The sequence below is a fragment of the Arthrobacter sp. Hb9-2 genome, from assembly GCF_059091165.1.
Map to the genome: position 1 here is coordinate 102631 of NZ_JBNHGJ010000005.1, position 17555 is coordinate 120185.

Annotated in this window: 20 protein-coding genes; 15 read left to right on the forward strand and 5 right to left on the reverse strand. The window is 65.0% G+C overall.

Annotation, left to right across the window (positions count from 1 at the left end):
- Positions 1 to 83 precede the first annotated feature (83 nt).
- From AC5RV1_RS05175 to AC5RV1_RS05195, 5 genes are all read left to right on the forward strand, one after another.
- Complete coding sequence (locus AC5RV1_RS05175) at positions 84 to 1682, forward strand: PspC domain-containing protein (protein WP_493993780.1); 1599 nt, start codon at positions 84 to 86, stop codon at positions 1680 to 1682.
- A gap of 1 nt (position 1683) precedes the next feature.
- A complete protein-coding gene (locus tag AC5RV1_RS05180; RefSeq protein ID WP_493993781.1) occupies positions 1684 to 1968 on the forward strand; it encodes a hypothetical protein in 285 nt (94 codons plus the stop codon).
- Between the two features lie 3 nt (positions 1969 to 1971).
- On the forward strand, positions 1972 to 2229 hold the full coding sequence (locus AC5RV1_RS05185; RefSeq protein WP_163161859.1) for a PspC domain-containing protein: 258 nt from the start codon (positions 1972 to 1974) through the stop codon (positions 2227 to 2229).
- A 186-nt stretch (positions 2230 to 2415) separates the two neighbouring features.
- Positions 2416 to 3441 (forward strand): ATP-dependent 6-phosphofructokinase, encoded by a 1026-nt coding sequence (locus AC5RV1_RS05190; RefSeq protein WP_493946811.1) that lies wholly within the window; start codon positions 2416 to 2418, stop codon positions 3439 to 3441.
- 99 nt (positions 3442 to 3540) lie between these two features.
- The gene (locus AC5RV1_RS05195; protein WP_493946812.1) at positions 3541 to 4257 is read left to right on the forward strand and encodes a GNAT family N-acetyltransferase; all 717 of its coding nucleotides are present in this window, start codon (positions 3541 to 3543) and stop codon (positions 4255 to 4257) included.
- 74 nt (positions 4258 to 4331) lie between these two features.
- On the opposite strand, the gene AC5RV1_RS05200 is transcribed toward AC5RV1_RS05195, so the two are convergent.
- From AC5RV1_RS05200 to AC5RV1_RS05220, 5 genes are all read right to left on the reverse strand, one after another.
- Complete coding sequence (locus tag AC5RV1_RS05200) at positions 4332 to 4766, reverse strand: ankyrin repeat domain-containing protein (RefSeq protein WP_493946813.1); 435 nt, start codon at positions 4764 to 4766, stop codon at positions 4332 to 4334.
- The gene (ygfZ, locus tag AC5RV1_RS05205) at positions 4766 to 5848 is read right to left on the reverse strand and encodes a CAF17-like 4Fe-4S cluster assembly/insertion protein YgfZ (protein WP_493993782.1); all 1083 of its coding nucleotides are present in this window, start codon (positions 5846 to 5848) and stop codon (positions 4766 to 4768) included. Before ygfZ ends, AC5RV1_RS05200 begins: the two co-directional genes overlap by 1 nt.
- A gap of 22 nt (positions 5849 to 5870) precedes the next feature.
- Positions 5871 to 6611 carry a flavodoxin family protein gene (locus AC5RV1_RS05210; RefSeq protein WP_493946815.1) on the reverse strand — a complete coding sequence of 247 codons (741 nt, stop codon included), beginning with the start codon at positions 6609 to 6611 and terminating at the stop codon, positions 5871 to 5873.
- A 39-nt stretch (positions 6612 to 6650) separates the two neighbouring features.
- Complete coding sequence (locus AC5RV1_RS05215) at positions 6651 to 7259, reverse strand: nitrobindin family protein (RefSeq protein WP_493946816.1); 609 nt, start codon at positions 7257 to 7259, stop codon at positions 6651 to 6653.
- Positions 7260 to 7428: 169 nt separating this feature from the next.
- The gene (locus AC5RV1_RS05220) at positions 7429 to 8196 is read right to left on the reverse strand and encodes a permease (protein ID WP_493946817.1); all 768 of its coding nucleotides are present in this window, start codon (positions 8194 to 8196) and stop codon (positions 7429 to 7431) included.
- A 335-nt stretch (positions 8197 to 8531) separates the two neighbouring features.
- On the opposite strand from AC5RV1_RS05220, the gene AC5RV1_RS05225 reads away from it, so the two are divergent.
- The 10 genes from AC5RV1_RS05225 (at position 8532) to AC5RV1_RS05270 (ending at position 17460) form a co-directional block, all read left to right on the forward strand.
- On the forward strand, positions 8532 to 9230 hold the full coding sequence (locus AC5RV1_RS05225) for a winged helix-turn-helix transcriptional regulator (protein ID WP_163161846.1): 699 nt from the start codon (positions 8532 to 8534) through the stop codon (positions 9228 to 9230).
- A gap of 49 nt (positions 9231 to 9279) precedes the next feature.
- Entirely contained in the window at positions 9280 to 10248 is a 969-nt protein-coding gene (gene mshD, locus AC5RV1_RS05230) for a mycothiol synthase (RefSeq protein WP_493946818.1), read from the forward strand.
- Positions 10249 to 10376: 128 nt separating this feature from the next.
- Positions 10377 to 12626 carry an RNA degradosome polyphosphate kinase gene (locus tag AC5RV1_RS05235; RefSeq protein ID WP_493946819.1) on the forward strand — a complete coding sequence of 750 codons (2250 nt, stop codon included), beginning with the start codon at positions 10377 to 10379 and terminating at the stop codon, positions 12624 to 12626.
- 11 nt (positions 12627 to 12637) lie between these two features.
- Positions 12638 to 13609, forward strand: coding sequence for an NUDIX hydrolase (locus AC5RV1_RS05240; RefSeq protein ID WP_493946820.1), 972 nt, complete (start codon positions 12638 to 12640; stop codon positions 13607 to 13609).
- A 45-nt stretch (positions 13610 to 13654) separates the two neighbouring features.
- Positions 13655 to 14458: a thymidylate synthase gene (locus tag AC5RV1_RS05245; protein ID WP_493993783.1), complete on the forward strand. Its 804-nt coding sequence runs from the start codon at positions 13655 to 13657 to the stop codon at positions 14456 to 14458.
- Positions 14455 to 15039 (forward strand): dihydrofolate reductase, encoded by a 585-nt coding sequence (locus AC5RV1_RS05250; RefSeq protein WP_493946822.1) that lies wholly within the window; start codon positions 14455 to 14457, stop codon positions 15037 to 15039. The genes AC5RV1_RS05245 and AC5RV1_RS05250 overlap by 4 nt, the downstream gene beginning before the upstream one ends.
- A 2-nt stretch (positions 15040 to 15041) precedes the next feature.
- Entirely contained in the window at positions 15042 to 15260 is a 219-nt protein-coding gene (locus tag AC5RV1_RS05255) for an NF038396 family protein (RefSeq protein ID WP_493946823.1), read from the forward strand.
- A 109-nt stretch (positions 15261 to 15369) separates the two neighbouring features.
- Positions 15370 to 16377 carry a WXG100 family type VII secretion target gene (locus tag AC5RV1_RS05260; protein ID WP_493993784.1) on the forward strand — a complete coding sequence of 336 codons (1008 nt, stop codon included), beginning with the start codon at positions 15370 to 15372 and terminating at the stop codon, positions 16375 to 16377.
- A gap of 23 nt (positions 16378 to 16400) precedes the next feature.
- On the forward strand, positions 16401 to 17042 hold the full coding sequence (locus AC5RV1_RS05265) for a hypothetical protein (RefSeq protein WP_493993785.1): 642 nt from the start codon (positions 16401 to 16403) through the stop codon (positions 17040 to 17042).
- A 1-nt stretch (position 17043) separates the two neighbouring features.
- Positions 17044 to 17460, forward strand: a complete 417-nt coding sequence (locus tag AC5RV1_RS05270) for a hypothetical protein (protein ID WP_493946826.1) — start codon at positions 17044 to 17046, stop codon at positions 17458 to 17460.
- Positions 17461 to 17555 lie beyond the last annotated feature (95 nt).

Here is a 17555-nt window from a genome sequence, read left to right on the forward strand (position 1 = left end):
CCGGCCGGAACCGGGGGCCACTCAGGGGCCGTTCAGGGTGTCCCCCAGTAGAGCCAAGGACCGGCAAGCGGAAGGATCGAGGTATGAACTCGCAAACCCCCACCCCCGACGACGGCCAGCCAACGGAGCCCCTCCCCAGGCGCGAAAACGAACACGCCACGGAGCCCGTGGTGCCGCCTGCCACCCCCTCAGCATCGGACCAGATCCCGGCCGAGGAATCCAAGCAGGACCCCACGCAGGATTACCCCGCGACACAGGATTACCCGGCGCAGGACAGCTCTGATGGGCCTTACGCCGAGCCGTCGGCCGGACCCTCCTCCAGCCACAGCAGCTCAACCCAGAACACCGGCAGCTACGCCTACGCGGGAATGCCCAGCCAGCAGACGGACTTCTTCGGTTGGGTCCGCAGCCACGGCATCACCCGCGGCCAGGACCGCTGGATCGGCGGCGTCTCAAGCGGCATCGCCCACCGCATGGGCATCGACCCGCTGATCGTGCGCGGCGTCTTCATCGTCCTCACCCTCTTCGCCGGCATCGGCGTTCTTGCCTACGGCCTGGCGTGGGCCTTCCTGCCCGAGCCCGATGGGAGGATCCACGTCCAGGAGGCCGGCGCCGGCCGGTGGACCAGCGGCATGACAGGTTCCCTGATCGCCGTTATCCTCGGCTTCAGCGGATTGGGCGGCGGCTTCTGGGGTTGGGGCGACCACGGCTTCGGCGCCTTCCTTTGGACCATCTTTTGGGTTGGCGGCGCCATCTACCTGATCTACTACCTGGCGCAGCGGAACAAGGCGGCCGTTGGAACACCGGCGGGCGCAGCGGCCGGCCCCACCTCCTACGCAGGCAGCGCTTACCCCGGCAGCACCGCATATTCCGCATCTACGTCCACCGGCACCACTCCCCCATACTCAGACGTTGCGGGCACCGGTCCTTTCACCGGCAGCCCGTACGGAGGCAGCCCGTACGGCGGCAGCGGGTCCGGCGGCGGATGGAACAACGGAGGCGCCGGTGGCACCCGGCAACCGCAGGGTCCCCCACCTGCTCCGAAGGTACGTCCCGCAGGTCCCGGTGCCCCCGCCGTCGCGATCGCAGCCGGCAGCGCCTTGATTGTCGGCGCAGGACTGAAAGCGCTGGACGTCACCAACGTCATCGACCTCGGTGATTCCACCAACGCCATCGCCTGGGCAAGCGCAGCGGCCGCCCTGGGCATCGGCATCCTCATCCTGGGCCTCCGCGGCCGGACCTCGGGCATCCTCTCGTTCTTCGCGGTGGCGGCCCTGATCATCGGCGGAATCTTCAACGTGGTGGGCAACAACGGCGACCGGGTCCGCTTCCAGCAGGTTGACTGGACGCCCATGAGCATCCAGCAGGCAAGCGACGGGCTCAACATCACGGCAGGACGCGGCACCGTCGATCTCACCGAACTGGCCGGAAGTGCCCCGCTCCAGTCAGAGGTGCTGGTCCCGCTGGACTTCACCGCCAGCAACGTCACGGTGGTCATTCCCGACACCGTGCCCGTGGACATCAGGGCCGATATGACCCTCGGCAACCTGACCGAAGGCGGGAGCCAGCGCGGCGGGACCACCACACGGGAAAGCAGCTACAACACCGACAAGCCCGGCAGCCACCTGGTGATCCAGATCGACGGCACCGTCAGCAATGTCATCATCAAGGAAGGTAACTGACATGAGCAGCCACACCCCGGCCCCGGACCCGTACGTTCCGGGAAGCACGACGGCGGCACGCACCGACTCTGCCCCTCCATCTGGGGCGCGGGTGGGAACGGTGGTCTGGGGACTGATCGTCCTGGCCCTCGCCGCCCTGATCATCATCGCGCAGCTGGGCATCGTCACCCTCAATGGGACCTACGTCCTGATCGGGCTCATGATCGGAGCCGGCGCCGCCCTGGTGATCGGTGGACTCCTCTCAGCCCGGAAACGTGACAACAGTCCTACAACAGGGAAGGCTTAAGCCATGGACAAGTTTTTCAGCATCGTCAGGGGCCTCGGCCTGAAACGCGGACCGCAGCGCTGGCTTGGAGGCGTTCTGGGAGGCATCGCCGCCAAGCTCAACGTGGACGTGGCGTACGTCCGCATCGCATTCCTCCTCTTTGCCCTGCTGCCCGGGCCGGCCCTGATCTTCTATCTCCTGGCCTGGGTGGTCCTGCCGGACCAGCGGAACGTCATCCCGCTCCAGACGTTCCTTGACCGCCGGTCCCTGAACCGTCCCTGAGAAACCGACTAAAAAGTGTCCCCGCTCCCCTTGCGAGCGGGGCACTTTTTCTTTTGCGCTGCCTGATCCCCGACCGGGCCCTTATGTAACCGGTTTGTGTCGTACCCCACACCCCCCACTAGACTCTATGTGAGCTCAGCGTGGCGCTCTGCCTGTACACCTTCTCTCCAGGATTTGAGCCGAGACATGAAAATTGGAATTCTCACCAGCGGTGGCGACTGCCCCGGACTGAACGCCGTGATCCGCGGAGCCGTCCTCAAAGGCATTGCCATCCATGGTCACGAATTCGTAGGTTTCCTTGACGGCTGGCGCGGCGTCGTCGAGGGCGACATCATCGACATCCCCCGCACCATGGTCCGCGGTATCGCCAAACAGGGCGGCACCATTCTGGGAACCTCACGCACCAACCCCTTCGAAAACGGCGGCGGCCCCGAGGTCATCAAAGCCCATATGGACCGCCTCGGCATTGACGCCATCATCGCCATCGGCGGTGAGGGGACCCTGGCCGCTGCCAAGCGCCTCACCGACGCAGGCCTGAAGATCGTAGGTGTTCCCAAGACGGTGGACAACGACCTCGACGCCACCGACTACACCTTCGGCTTCGACACCGCCGTCCAGATCGCCACCGAAGCCATCGACCGGCTCCGGACGACCGGCGAATCACACCACCGCTGCATGATCGCCGAAGTCATGGGCCGGCACGTTGGCTGGATCGCGCTGCACGCCGGCATGGCGGCCGGTGCGCACGCCATCCTTATCCCGGAGCAAAAGGTCAGCATCGACCAGATCACGGAATGGGTGAAGGACGCCCATGCCCGTGGCCGCGCGCCCCTGGTGGTGGTGGCCGAAGGATTCGTTCCCGAGCATATGGAAACCCCGCACTCCGAACGCGGCCTGGACACCTTTGGCAGGCCCCGCCTGGGCGGCATCGCGGACCAGCTCGCCCCGGAACTTGAAGCCCGCACCGGCATCGAAACCCGTGCCACCATCCTCGGCCACATCCAGCGCGGCGGCGTGCCGTCCGCCTTCGACCGCGTCCTGGCCACCCGGCTGGGCATGGCGGCCATCGACTCGGTGGTGGAAGGCTACTGGGGCACCATGGTGGCACTGAAGGGCACGGACATTGAGCACGTAGGTTTCCAGGAAGCCCTGGGCCAGCTCAAGACCGTTCCACAGAAGCGCTACGACGAAGCCGCCGTCCTGTTCGGCTGAGTTGTCCTGTTTAACTGCGGTGTCCTGTTCAGCTGCGTTGTCTCGTTCAGCAAAGGTGTCCTGCTCGGCGGGGCCACTTGCCCGCCCTAGGCTGGGAGTATGACACTTGACCCCGGTTCCGCCGCCATCATCCAGCTTGCCTGGGCCAGGCGCCTGGGACTCGACGACGACGCCTTCGGAACGGCCCTGGCCTCCGGGGAGCGGATCGTCCGGGCCGACGAATCGGCGCGGACCGTGGAGTTCGTGCGGCTCTTTGGCAGCTCGGCACTGGTGGGCCCGCAGTGGGTCATTGATGCCGCTGCCGGCATTCCCGATGAGGAGATGGCCCAGCACGTCACGCTCCTGACGCTGACCCGGTCGCACGGGGGCCACGGCCTGGGCGCCGCGGCGTTGTTCTTCGCCGACGACCTGCCCCTGAAGCAGCCCTCGGAAGAGATGACGGTCTCCCACGGCAACCCGGAGGCCATCGAACTGGAGGGCCGCTGCCCGCCGGACGACGTCAACGAGGTTGGCCTGTCAGACCTCGAAAACCGCTACACCATCGTCCACGAAGTTGACGGGCGCCGCGTCCCTCTGGCCTGCGGCGCATACTCGGAGTGGGTGGGCCTGCTGGCCCACCTGGGCGTCTTGGTGGACCCGGAATGGCGGCGCCGGGGCCTGGGCTCGCTCGCGGTGTCCATCGCAGCCCACGAGGCACTCGCAGCCGGCCTTACGCTGCAGTGGCGGACGGACGTCAGCAACACCGGGTCCCTGGCGCTGGCCCGGAAGCTAGGCCTGTCAGCCGGCGGAATCCAGACCAGCGTCCACCTTGGGTGACGGGACAAACACGCTGAAGCCCCAGCGCTAAACCGGCCGAGGCTTCATAAAGGTCGGCACTACGGCCGCGTCAACTAGCCCAGGAGATCCAGGATCTCCCTGCGCGCGAACATCTGGGCGGCAGCCCGGGCCGACGGCGAACCTGCATCCGGGTCCGCACCGGCATCCAGCAGGACCCGGGCAACGTCGGTGTAGCCCTTGAACGCCGCTCCGGCCAGCGGAGTCTGGCCGCGGTCGTTGGTGGCGTCGGCCTCAGCGCCGTGTTTCAGGATGAGCTGAACGGTCTCCGCGTGGCCATGGTAGGCAGCGAGCATCAGGAGGGAATCGCCGGCGGAATTCGTCAGGGTGGCGGGAGCGCCGGCGTCGAGATAAGCACGGAGCAGCGCCGTGTCCCCTTCCCTGGCGGCCTGGAAGAGCGTCTGCGCCAAAGCGAGCGCCTCGTCGTCGGGCCCTTCCTGGCCCGCCGGTGAGGCGGACGGTGCGGCGTTGGTTCCGGCGTTGTCAGTCATTAGCGTGGCCCCTTGAGGAATCCGGTCTGGCGCCCCACTACCTGGCCGGCGTCGGGGGCAACGATAAGTTCCTGGGCAGCAGGGTAAGGCTCCTCGCCGTCCAGGACCGTCAGTATTTCATCCGCGCCCACCGAACGCTTTATGACTGCCAGGGCAACCGGCCCCATCTCGTAATGCTGGGCCACCGAGGTAACCGTCCCCACCTTCCGCTCCCCCGCCAACACCGGACTTCCGGCCTGTGGCAGGGTGTGCTGCGATCCATCCAACTGGAGGAACACGAGCCGGCGCGGCGGATGTCCCAGGTTGTGCACGCGCGCGATGGTTTCCTGTCCCTTGTAGCAGCCTTTGGCCAGATGCACGGCCGTGCGGAGGAGATCCAGCTCATGCGGGATGGTCTTGTCATCCGTTTCAGCACCGATCCGCGGGCGCCAGGCCGCCAGCCGCAGCGCTTCCGCTGCGAGTACTCCGGCCAGCTGGCGGTCGGCTACCCGCTGTTCCAGGCCGGCGGCCGGTACCAGGTACTCAAACCATGGCCGCTCCAGCCCGGGATGGCTGGCTTCCGGAACGGTGGCATAGGAGTAGCCACCGGCTGCCACGTTGGGCCAGGGGTCCTGCCACACCAGCAGCTCCGACCATTCCTGAATTGCCTTGGTGCTGCCCACGACCGCCCAGTCGTCGGAAACATCAGCAATTTCCACCCGCAGCATGAATTTCATCCGGTTCAGGAATCCTGCCAGGGGGGCTGCTTCGGCGGCCTCAACGATCAGCCAGGTGGTAGCGCCGTCGTCAATCACCCGGGCGTCGAAATCGATCCTGCCCTGGATGCTCAGGAGGAGCAGTTCGCTGGATTCCCCGGGCTGGAGGCCGGCCACCTGCTGCGAGGACAGCGTGTTGAGCCAGCTCAGCCTGTCCGGCCCGCTGACGGTGACAATGCCGCGGTGGGAAAGGTCGACGACGGCGGTACCGGCAGCGAGTGCGCGCTGCTCACGCAGGGGCTCGCCGTAGTGGGAGGCGACGCCGGCGTCCGCGCCGGTTGCCTCAACGGCTCCAGGGCGCGACAACAGGGGGCTGGAAGTAGTCATATGTAGTAGAAGTCCTTGAAGGTCAGCGGTATTCCGGATTTTCAAAATCGAAACGCGTCCCTGCTGCCCATTCCTGCGGCAGGTTGCCATGGGCCGGCAGCCCGCCAGCGTCTTTGAGGATCCGGGCAAGGTGCAGGAGGTTCCAGGTCATGAAAGTGACGTTGCGGTTGGTGAAGTCTGTTTCGGGCCCGCCCGAACCCTCATCCAGGTAACTCGGTCCCGGCCCAACGGCTCCGATCCACCCTGCGTCCGCCTGGGGCGGAATGCTGAAACCGATGTGCTGAAGGCTGTAGAGCAGGTTCATGGAACAGTGTTTTATGCCGTCCTCGTTGCCCGTGATCAGGCAGCCGCCCACCTTGGGGTAAAAAACCCACTGGCCTTTGCTGTTGAGTTCGCCCGAGTGGGCGTAGAGGCGCTCGATCAACTTCTTTGTCTGGGAGGAGTTGTCTCCGAGCCAGATGGGTCCGGCCACCACCAGGATGTCCGCTTCCGCCACAGCCGGATACAGCTGGGGCCACTCATCCGTGGGCCAGCCGTACTGGGTCATGTCCGGGTAGACGCCGCTGGCAATATCGTGGTCCACTGTGCGGATCACACGGGTGCTGACGCCCTGCTTTTCCATGATGAGCCGGCTGATGTTGATCAGCCCGTCCGTATTACTGGTCTGGGGCGACCTCTTCAGGGTCCCGTTGAAAAAAACTGCTTTCAGGTCGCTGTAGTCCAGCGGACTGCCGGAAGACTGTACGTTCTGGGAATCTTTCACGTTCCACGACCCGCTTTCGTTCCCCCGGACCGGATAGGGTCAGGAGACTTTTTTGAGGAAGGCGGAGGCGTGCGCTTCCAGTCCCTTGCCCTCTTTGCCACCAACGGCGACATCCCACCGCCAGAGCAGGTTGCCGTCCACCAGGCCGAAGATGCGCGTGGCCGCGCTGTAGTCCTTGGAGTGGCTCCCGCGCATCACCATGTCGGTGGTCAGCTGGATCTGCGGTCCCTTGATCTGTCCGTAGTACAGCTCGGAGATACCTCCGGGATGCGAGATGGACACCGAGATATCGAAGCCGCCCTCGCTGTTGCGGAGGGCTTCCACCTCATCGGCACTCTTCAAAGCAGGAACGATGTCCGCGGGGATCAGGCCAGGGCCGCCGTCGGCATCCAGCTGTTTACGCTCCAGCGCCCAGAAGCCCGTCTCGACGGTCAGCGGCCGCAGGCGCGTGCCGTCGTCGTCCGTCAACCAACTCTCTGCACGGTATTGAAGATACGGCAGCCCGTTGTGGGTAAAGGACACACGCTGCAGGAAGTGCTCCGAGTCCTCGTCCCCTGTGCCCAGCCGCCCGCGGCCCTCCCACTCACCAATGAGCCAGGAAAGCGGGACGAGTTCTGGGGTCAAGTCAGTGGGAATCTCAATCGGCACAGCAATTACCTCGGAAAACGGCTAGCTCCGGAAAGGGTCTACTTCTGGCCTTTGAACAGGCGGTAAACCACAAAGCCGGCAAACCATGCCATGGAGAGGCTGGCGATGCCGAGCAGGACAAGGAAGAAGATTTCAAAAGCAAGTACGGACATGATGCCATCCTAACGCGTTAGTAGATGAGTAGTTTGTCTATGAAGTAAGCCAGGGAACCCACCGCCGAGACAGGCGCCAAGCCCATGCTAAAGGCAGCAGGAACGTTAATCGGAGCGCCGCGCAGCGTTACGAGCCGGCGGAAACTCACCAGGACCGCACCTACCACCACACCAAAAATGGCCGCCGGCAGGACAGCGATATCCGAGAGCACCAGCCCGGCGAGCGGACCGGCAAGTCCCGCGAGAACGATGCCCAGGGGCGCAATAATACTGTCCGGCCACCTGATCAATCCTGCCAGCAGGGCAACGGCCGCGCTGATCGCCGCCACGAGCAGCATCTCGCGCACCCCGTTGAACCGTGCGCCGGCGATCCAGCCCGCGCCGAGGCAGGCGAGCAGCACTCCTGCCGAGCAGCCGAGGGTTGACTCCAGCCGCTGCGCCTGCCCTGTTCCGCGGATGAGCTGCACCACAAAAACGGCCATCATGCCGAGTGCAATAAAGGGCGGCGTCCAATCGAGGTAGCCGGGAGCGGGGGCATACGCGGCAGCGAGCGCGGACCCGGCCCCGGCCAGGGCAATCACCGCCGCGAGCGTCTTTTTGGCAGGAATCCGGAGGAAGTGCGGCCAGCCGATGCCCACCGCAGCCGCGCTGGCCACGGCAACGGCGACGAGGGCCTCCCGGGATGTATAGACCCCCGCGATGATGGCAGCCAGCCCTACGATTCCCACCACGCCGATGGTCCACGAGCCCAGCGAGCGCGCGGGCGCCTGCAGTTCCGCCGTCATACGGATCCCGGCCCGGGCTTAGTCTGTGCACTCACGCGATGCATCCCATCCTGCATTGACCTTCGAAGGCGGTCCGCCCTCGGCGGCAGGGCATCCGGCCCTGCCACAATCCTGCCTTATGTGAACGGGTTATGTCGCAAAACGTACTCTCATCAGGGCCGAATCAATGGTGCCGGCAGGGCCTGCGGGTATACTCGGAGCTCAGCTAAGTTCCCTGCTGAAGTGGCCGGACCGCTGCCCTTGGCAGAGTCCCAAACCGTGGCAGGGAGCCAGTACAGGCCGGTGAAAATCCGGTTCAGTCGCCCAACGATGCGCGGACGGCCCTTGGAGGAACAATGTCGCACATCCTGTTACTGACGAACAGCACCGGTTCTTCGGTGGACATTTTGCCTGCCCTGGAGTTGCTAAACCACCGCGTTCATATCCTTCCCGCCGAGCCAACAGCGCTGCTGGAGACCGACCCCTGCGACATTGTGTTGCTGGATGCCCGCAAGGACCTGGTGGGGGCCCGTTCCCTCACCCAGCTGCTCAAAGCCACCGGACTCAGCGCCCCGCTGGTGCTGATCCTCACCGAAGGCGGCATGGCTGCTGTCTCCTCTGCCTGGGCCGTGGACGACATCGTGCTGGAATCAGCTGGCCCTGCCGAGGTGGAGGCCCGCATCCGGCTGTCGGTCGCCCGGGCTGTGCCCGAACAGGAGGACACGCCGTCCGAGATCCGTGCCGCCGGCGTCGTCATCGATGAGGCGAGCTACACCGCCCGCGTGAACGGGGCACCCCTGAACCTGACGTTCAAGGAATTTGAACTCCTGAAGTACCTGGCGCAGCACCCCGGCCGCGTATTCACCCGGCAGCAGCTGCTCACCGAAGTATGGGGCTACGACTACTACGGCGGCACCCGTACCGTGGATGTCCATGTCCGGCGCCTGCGCGCCAAGCTGGGCGCCGACCACGAAAACCTCATCAGCACTGTCCGCAACGTTGGCTACCGGCTCACCCTGGTGCGGCAGCAAGAAGACGAGCTGACGGAAGCCTGACCCCGGGCTTCGCGGTCCGGCGTCCGGCGAACCCGTATAGCCTTGCCTCATGACTCCAGCGCACCCTGAGAAGTGGCCCGTCCATGTTGTTCAAGGCGGTGTTGACCAGCAGCTCCTGAAGGACTGCATCGGTCTCCTGTCGGCGGCGGAAGAGTCGGACGGCAACCCATCCATCTCAGAGCAGACCCTCATCAGCATGCGCGCCGGCGACTCCGTGGAACACAAGCTGCTGACCTTGGCCCTCTATGCCCCGGACGAGGACTCTGATCCCTCCTCCGGCCAGGACCTTGCAGGCTTCGCTACGGTGGTCGAAGAGCCGGACGGCAACGGCGTGGTGGAAATCGCGGTACACCCCAGCTACCGCAACCAGGGCGTCGCCGACCGCCTCGTTGGTGCCCTTCAGGACCAGCGCGGGCTGCAGGGACTGAAGGCGTGGTCCCACGGCAACCATGAAGCGGCGGCCGACCTTGCCGCGCGCTACGGCTACGTCCCCGTGCGGGAGCTGTGGAAGATGCGGATGACGACGGCGGCTGCGGACCTTCCCGACGTCGCCCTTCCGGAAGGCGTTGTGATCCGGGCTTTTGTGCCCGGCCAGGATGAGGACGCCTGGCTGGCAGCCAACCGCGCCGCCTTTTCCCACCACCCGGAGCAGGGCAGCCTCACCCGCGCGGACCTTGATGCCCGGATGGCTGAGGATTGGTTTGATCCCGCGGGCTTCCTCCTTGCCGTGAACGGGAACGGCCGGTTGCTGGGGTACCACTGGACCAAGGTGCATCCGAGCCACGGCTCGCACCCCCCTATCGGTGAAATCTACGTGGTGGGGGTGACCCCGGAAGCCCAAGGTTCAGGCCTGGGCAAAGCCCTGACAGTGGCGGGCATCAAGTACCTGCAGGACTTGGGGCTGCACGCGGTGATGCTGTACGTGGACGCCGATAACGCCCCGGCAGTGTCCCTGTACCGCCGCCTGGGCTTCACCCGTTGGGACATGGACGTGATGTACGGCCCGGCGGCGGGTTAGTCCAATCCCCTGACGCAGGCGCCCGAAGGCGGTAAATCAAAGGCGCCCGGGCAGTGAATGCTTGTATGGTTGAAACAGAACCGCGCCGGCCGGAAACGGCAGTTCAAGCGCCAGGTAAAGGAGATGCCATGAACCCGGAACCTTCCGGAGCAGCCACGTCCCAGGAGACTCCAGTCCCTGTGCGCGCCCGATTCGGCTCCTCGGAGGTTCCGGCGTCGCGGGCCACGCAGGACCGGATCGACATTCCGGATTTTGCGCCCAACCTGGAACCTGAGGGCGACATCCGGCCGGACCGCTTCCTTGACCGGGAACTGAGCTGGCTCAGCTTCAACTCGAGGGTCCTTGAGCTCGCCGAAGACGCTTCCCTGCACCTGTTGGAACGGGTGAGCTTCCTGTCTATTTTCGCGTCAAACCTGGACGAGTTCTTTATGGTCCGCGTGGCCGGCCTGAAGCGGCGCATCGCAACGGGACTGGCGGTCCCGTCCCCCGCGGGCCTGAGCCCGGTGGAAGTGCTTGAAAAAATCGGGGAGGAAGCCCACCGGCTCCAGCAGCGCCACGCGCGGGTCTTCGCAGAACAGATCCGTCCGGCCCTGGCGTACGAGCATATACACCTCATGCACTGGGACGAACTCGATGATGCGGCCAAGCAGCAGCTCAGCCAGATGTTCGCCGAAAAGGTGTTCCCCATCCTGACGCCCCTGGCGGTGGACCCGGCGCACCCGTTCCCCTACATTTCGGGTCTCTCCCTCAACCTGGCCGTCGTGGTGCGGAACCCGGTCAGCGACAAGGAGCTGTTCGCCCGCGTCAAGGTGCCGGACCAGCTGCCGCGGCTCATATCCATCGACGGCCCGCGTGCCGGAGCGGTAGCCGGCCGGGTGGCGCGCTTCATCGCGCTTGAGGAAGTCATTGCCGTTCACTTGGACAAGCTGTTTGCCGGGATGGAGGTCCTGGAACACCACACCTTCCGGGTCACCCGGAACGAGGATGTGGAGGTTGAAGAGGACGACGCCGAGAACCTGCTGCAGGCGCTCGAAAAGGAATTGCTGCGCCGCCGCTTCGGCCCCCCTGTGCGGCTGGAGGTCACCAACGACATCAACCCCAACATCCGGGCGCTGCTGATCCGGGAACTGGGCGTCGAGGAATCCGAGGTCTACTCGGTCCCGGCCCCGCTGGACCTCCGGGGCCTGTCGGTGATTGCGGGCATTGACCGCGCCGACCTGCACTACCCCAAGCACGTTCCACATACCTCCCGGTACCTGAACGAGTCCGAGACCTCCAAGGCTGCCAACGTCTTTGCGGCGATGCGCCGCCGGGACATCCTGCTCCATCACCCGTACGACTCGTTTTCCACCTCGGTCCAGGCCTTCCTTGAGCAGGCCGCAGCGGACCCCAAGGTCCAGGCCATCAAGCAGACCCTGTACCGCACCTCCGGCGACTCCCCCATCGTTGATGCGCTGATCGATGCGGCCGAGGCCGGCAAGCAGGTCCTGGCCCTGGTGGAGATCAAGGCAAGGTTTGACGAACAGGCGAACATCTCCTGGGCCCGAAAGCTGGAACAGGCCGGCGTGCACGTGGTGTACGGCATCGTGGGCCTGAAGACCCACTGCAAGCTCTCACTGGTGGTGCGCCAGGAAGTGGACGGGCTGCGCCGCTACTGCCACATCGGGACAGGCAACTACCATCCGCGTACGGCCCGCTACTACGAGGACCTGGGCCTCCTAACCGCGAACGACCAGGTGGGCGAGGACCTTTCCAAGCTCTTCAACCAGCTCTCCGGTTACGCCCCCAAGTCAACTTTCAAGCGGCTTCTGGTTGCGCCGCGTTCGGTGCGTTCCGGGCTGATCGACCGGATCGAAACTGAGATCCGGAACGCCCGCGCCGGGCTGCCGGCCCGCGTCCAGATCAAGGTCAACTCCATGGTGGACGAGGCCATCATCGATTCGCTGTACCGGGCATCCCAGGCCGGGGTAAAGGTGGACGTCGTGGTCCGCGGCATCTGCTCGCTGCGCCCGGGAGTGCCAGGGCTCAGCGACAACATCACCGTCCGCTCCGTCCTGGGCAGGTTCCTGGAGCATTCCCGCGTGTTCGCCTTCGCCAACGGCGGGGATCCGGTGGTGTATATCGGGTCCGCGGACATGATGCACCGCAACCTGGACCGACGGGTAGAGGCCCTGGTCCAACTGGCCGCTCCCGATGACATCAACTATGTCCTGGACCTGTTGCGCCGCTACATGGCCCCGGAAACCGCGAGCTGGCACCTGGACAACGAGGGGAACTGGTCACGTCACCATCTGGCCGACGACGGCAGGAAACTTGAGGACGTCCAGTCCTTCCTGCTGGCGTCGCGGCCTCGGCAGCGCAGCCTGAGCCGACGGTAAGGGCTGCTGTTTTGTCGAGCGACGCACTCGTAGCAGACCAGACAGACCACCCAGGAGAACCGGTAGCAGTCACTGCCGCCGGCGCCCTGCCCTGGAGGGTCACGAAGGACCAGCTTGAAGTCCTGCTGATCCACCGCCCCCGCTACGACGACTGGTCCTGGCCAAAGGGCAAGATCGACGACGGCGAGACCGTCCCCGAATGCGCCGTCCGCGAAGTCCGGGAGGAGATCGGGCTGGACGCGCCCTTGGGGATTCCCCTGCCGCCCATCCACTACCACGTAGCGTCCGGCCTGAAGGTCGTCCATTACTGGGCCGTCAAAGTCAACGGTGGCGGAAGGCTGGTACCGGACGGCAAAGAGGTGGACAGTGTGATGTGGTGCGCCCCGGAAAAGGCGGCCAAGCTGCTTTCCAACCCGTCCGACGTCGAGCCCCTGGAGTGCCTGCGCCAGGCCCATGAGCGTGGGGAACTGGACACCTGGCCCCTCCTGGTTGTCCGCCACGCAAAAGCCAAACCCCGCTCGTCATGGACCAAGGCGGAAGGCGAGCGGCCGTTGGCTGCCACCGGAACGCGCCAGGCCCAGGCTGTCGGCCGGCTGCTTCAGGCGTGGAAGCCGCCCCGGGTTGTCACCAGCCCGTGGCTCCGGTGCGTCGCCACAGTTGCGCCGTATGCCAAGGCAACCGGCGCGAAGGTGAAACTGGCCGAAGCCCTGACGGAGCACCGGCACCAACGGAGTCCCAAGAAGACCGCGGCAGTCATCGAGGCCCTGCTCGATAAGCAGCGTCCAGTCGCCGTCTGCACCCACCGCCCGGCGCTGCCCACCGTGTTCGGGCAGCTGGCCAAACACATGTCGTCGCACCTGGGCGCCCTCCTGCCGGCGGACGAGCCGTACCTGTCCCCCGGCGAACTGGTGGTGTGCCATGTGGCTCCGGGCGGTAAGAACCGGATTGTTGCCGTGGAGCAGTTCAAGCCTTTTGATGACTAGGTGCGGCTGGGCTGGCGGCGTTGGCAACCAAAGTAGACTTGAGCCGTGAGCATCCCAACGCCTTATGAAGACCTCCTGCGCGATGTCCTGGCTTCCGGCACGCACAAATCGGACCGCACTGGAACCGGAACCACCAGCGTTTTCGGGCGCCAAATGCGCTTTGACCTGGCCACGAGTTTTCCGCTGATCACCACCAAGCGGGTCCATTTCAAGTCCGTGGCAGTAGAGCTCCTGTGGTTCCTGCGCGGCGAAACGAACGTGAAATGGATGCAGGACCAGGGCGTCACCATCTGGAATGAGTGGGCCGACGCCGACGGCGACCTGGGACCCGTCTACGGCGTCCAGTGGCGCAGCTGGCCCACCCCGGACGGCGGGCACATCGACCAAATTGCCGAACTCATCGAGAACCTGAAATCCAATCCGGACTCCCGCCGGCACATCGTCTCGGCCTGGAACGTCGCCGAACTCGATGACATGGCACTGCCGCCGTGCCACGCGTTCTTCCAGTTCTACGTGGCCGACGGCAAGCTCTCATGCCAGCTGTACCAGCGCTCCGCAGACATGTTCCTGGGCGTGCCGTTCAATATCGCCTCCTATGCGCTGCTCACCTGCATGGTGGCACAGCAGGTGGGACTCGAGCCGGGCGAATTCGTCTGGACCGGCGGCGACGTGCACATCTACGAGAACCACATGGACCAGGTCCTCAAGCAGCTGGACCGGCAGCCGTACGAGTACCCGCAGCTGAAAATCATCCGGAAACCGGCCTCGATCTTCGACTACACCCTGGACGACTTCGAAGTGGTGGGCTACCAGCACCACCCCACTATCAAGGCTCCGATCGCGGTATGAGCACGGAGAATTCGACCGATCCGCAGTCCTTCACGGAGGAACTGGCAGCGTCGGTGACGGGCGTGGGACTGGTATGGGCCCAGACGCCCGACGGGGTCATCGGCAAAGACGGCGACATGCCCTGGCACCTGCCCGAGGACCTCAAGCACTTCAACCGGCTGACCATGGGCCACCCCGTAGTGATGGGCCGCAAGACCTGGCTGTCCTTTCCGGAGAAGTACCGACCCCTGCCCGGCCGGACCAACATCGTGATCACCCGGCAGAAAAGCTGGGCCGACACGCCCGAGGCGGAAGGCGCCGTCGTGGTCTCCTCCCTTGATGACGCGTTGCTTGAGTCCCAGTTCGTCGACGGCGGCGAAACCGTCTGGATCCTGGGCGGCGGCGAGATTTTCCGCCAGTCCACCGAGCTCGCCAACGTCGCGGTGGTCACCACCATCGACGTCGATTCCGACGGCGACACTTTCGCCCCCGAGCTTGGCACCAGTTGGGAAGCGTCCGCCTCCGTCCCGCCGGACGGCTGGCTGACCGGCGCCAACGGCACACGCTACAGGTTTACTAAATGGTCAAGGACTGAGGGCTAGGAATGTTGAAGAAACCGGAAACCCTTTTTGTGCTGGGCTACATGCTGCTCCCCCTGCTGGCGCTACTGTCCGCCATCGTTGGGCTCACGATGGTCCTGGGCGGCAACAAGATCGCCGGGGCCATTGTGCTCGTCGTGGTGACGCAGGTGTTCGCCTTCGGCGCGTTCTTTGCCCTGCGCGCCCGGAAAGCAGCCGTGCTGGAGGAACCGGAGCGCCACTAGCCGACGTAAGTCCGGGTCATGGGGAGACCACCCCATCGCGCCCGAACCAGGTTGTTACTAGGCTGGGCCTGCAGCCGTCAGGAGCTGCTCGAATATTGGGGGAAGCCAGGTGTCAGGAAATCTGTGGGGCGCGGACGTCGACCAGCTGCGCACGCTGGCACGGCAGTTCAGTAAGACGGCCGACCTGTTGCTGCAGCAGTCCACGCAGCTAAGCGGCCAGATCAACAACACGCCGGCGTGGAAGGGCCAGGACGCCGAGCACTTCAGGTCCGATTGGAACGGCAGCCACCGTACACTCCTGCAGAAAACTGCGGCACGCCTGAAGCAGGAGTCCAAGCTCCTGCTCACCCATGCCGAAGAGCAGGACAGGGCGAGCAGCACCGGCGGGGCTGGCAGGAGCGCCGGGCCTGGCAGGAGCGCCGGGCCTGGCACGGGCGGACCCGGTACGGGCGTGCCAGGCAGCGTCGGTGGCCAGGGCACGGGCCGCTCGCCATCCGATAATCCATGGGGACCGGATTGGATAGCCGACCCCGATTCCCCGTTTCGCGACGGCTGGGACATCTACAACCTGACCAAGGCCTTCCCCAACTTACGGGCTGGCCTGTTCGATCTTGGCGCTTTCATTGGCAAGGCCGACTCTGTCGGCGAATTCTTCTCCAAGGACTTCCGCGAGGTAGCAAGGGCATTCCAGGATTCGAACATCCTGAGCCAGTACTTCAACACGTCCTCGGAGTTGTTCGACGGCAGGTGGGATACAGCGCTGAATCTTGCCGACGGCGGTAAGGCCGCCACGTTCTTCGAGGTGGGCGGCAAAGTCCTCGGAGGTGTCGGCGTTGGCCTTGACCTGCTGGATACGGTCAACAACATCAGCGAAGGGGACGCCGGAGGTGCCGTTTACTCTGGCATCAAGGCAGGACTGGGCGTGGCAAGCTTCGCGCCGCCTCCTGTGGGCACGGCAGCCATGGTGGCCTCCGGCGCCCTGGCCATTTACGACAATGTTCCCATCGTCAAGGAAACAGTGAATGGCATCGGAGGATCCATCGCCGACGGCGCCGAGGCAGCCTGGGAAGGCGCTGGAGACGCGGCCGAAAAGGTCGGTGACTTCTTTGGGTTCTGAGTACACAACGAGAGGCATTGACGATGACTGAAACCCCAACGGAAACAACAGCCGTACCGGACGCGCTCGGTTTTGGTTTTGCTGAAATTGCCACCCTTGCCAGCCTCCAGGGCGGGGATGCCTCCGTCTTGAGCGCCGAGGCGTTACGGGTGGACAGCTACCTGGGCAACACCGACTTGATCAGCGCCGGCGCCTCGTCGCTGGTGGCCCGTGGCCTTGCTACAGCCGAAGCCGACGGGAAGCTTGCCGTAGCGGGGCCCACCGCCGCCATCGCTACGGCGCTCTCTTCCGCTACCCGCCGCATGGAAATTTCGTTGCTCACCCCGGAGGGCGGCGACAGCGTCATCGGAGTCGAAAGCCCTGACATCCAGCTGATTTTCCAGCCCCGCGCCTACTTCACGTGGTGGGCCATGGCACAGCGGCCTGATCTTACCGCCGCTGAAACCAATCTCCTGGTAGTCAAGCAGCACCTGCGCGACAACCCCCAGGGCGGCGCCACGCTGCGCCGCCGCGAGGAGGCCACCGGCCAAACCCTTTATGTAAAGAAGGACGAGGGAACATGGACCGTCGCCACCTCCAGCCGCGGGCAGCAGGATATTTCTGAAACCGCCGGGCTTGATGACGCCGCTCTCCTTGCCCAGATCCGCACCATCCGTCAGGACTGACATGCCATTCGACCGTGACCGCGAACGCCGCAACGACGACGTCTATGCCGAACACAAGCAGGCCCTCGCCCGGGGCGAAAAACGCGTCCTTCGAAAAACGGATACCGGTGAGCTGCACAGCTACCCCAGCGACGAAATTGGTTTTTCGCCAGGCCGTGGACAGGTACAGGTGCGGTCCTGGTGGGGCATGGGGATCCTTACAGCCGTGCTGGGCCTTTTGTTCGGTGCCTCGTGGCTAATACTGCTAATGCCCCTGGCGCAGGGTGAGCCGCCGTTTTGGGCGGCACTTATCCTCTCTGCCCTGGCGGGGCTGGGTGCCTGGTACACCTTTGGCCTGGCCCGTGACGAGCACCGCGCCACCCAGGTACGCAAAGAGCGGGGCGCCCCCGAGCCCGGCGCCGGCCATGTGTCCCAGTGACCCTGGTTCCGCCGCCACCAGTTCGACAGGTAGTGGCAGCCTGGTCTTCGATCGACTCCAGGTCGGGCCCCGTTCGCAGCCGCCAGAGTGACGTA

Coding starts and splice junctions, on each gene's coding strand:
- AC5RV1_RS05175 (WP_493993780.1), top strand. CDS start 84: ATGAACTCGCAAACCCCCACCCCCGACGACGGCCAGCCAACGGAGCCC.
- AC5RV1_RS05180 (WP_493993781.1), top strand. CDS start 1,684: ATGAGCAGCCACACCCCGGCCCCGGACCCGTACGTTCCGGGAAGCACG.
- AC5RV1_RS05185 (WP_163161859.1), top strand. CDS start 1,972: ATGGACAAGTTTTTCAGCATCGTCAGGGGCCTCGGCCTGAAACGCGGA.
- AC5RV1_RS05190 (WP_493946811.1), top strand. CDS start 2,416: ATGAAAATTGGAATTCTCACCAGCGGTGGCGACTGCCCCGGACTGAAC.
- AC5RV1_RS05195 (WP_493946812.1), top strand. CDS start 3,541: ATGACACTTGACCCCGGTTCCGCCGCCATCATCCAGCTTGCCTGGGCC.
- AC5RV1_RS05200 (WP_493946813.1), bottom strand. CDS start 4,766: ATGACTGACAACGCCGGAACCAACGCCGCACCGTCCGCCTCACCGGCG.
- ygfZ (WP_493993782.1), bottom strand. CDS start 5,848: ATGACTACTTCCAGCCCCCTGTTGTCGCGCCCTGGAGCCGTTGAGGCA.
- AC5RV1_RS05220 (WP_493946817.1), bottom strand. CDS start 8,196: ATGACGGCGGAACTGCAGGCGCCCGCGCGCTCGCTGGGCTCGTGGACC.
- AC5RV1_RS05225 (WP_163161846.1), top strand. CDS start 8,532: ATGTCGCACATCCTGTTACTGACGAACAGCACCGGTTCTTCGGTGGAC.
- mshD (WP_493946818.1), top strand. CDS start 9,280: ATGACTCCAGCGCACCCTGAGAAGTGGCCCGTCCATGTTGTTCAAGGC.
- AC5RV1_RS05235 (WP_493946819.1), top strand. CDS start 10,377: ATGAACCCGGAACCTTCCGGAGCAGCCACGTCCCAGGAGACTCCAGTC.
- AC5RV1_RS05250 (WP_493946822.1), top strand. CDS start 14,455: ATGAGCACGGAGAATTCGACCGATCCGCAGTCCTTCACGGAGGAACTG.
- AC5RV1_RS05255 (WP_493946823.1), top strand. CDS start 15,042: ATGTTGAAGAAACCGGAAACCCTTTTTGTGCTGGGCTACATGCTGCTC.
- AC5RV1_RS05265 (WP_493993785.1), top strand. CDS start 16,401: ATGACTGAAACCCCAACGGAAACAACAGCCGTACCGGACGCGCTCGGT.
- AC5RV1_RS05270 (WP_493946826.1), top strand. CDS start 17,044: ATGCCATTCGACCGTGACCGCGAACGCCGCAACGACGACGTCTATGCC.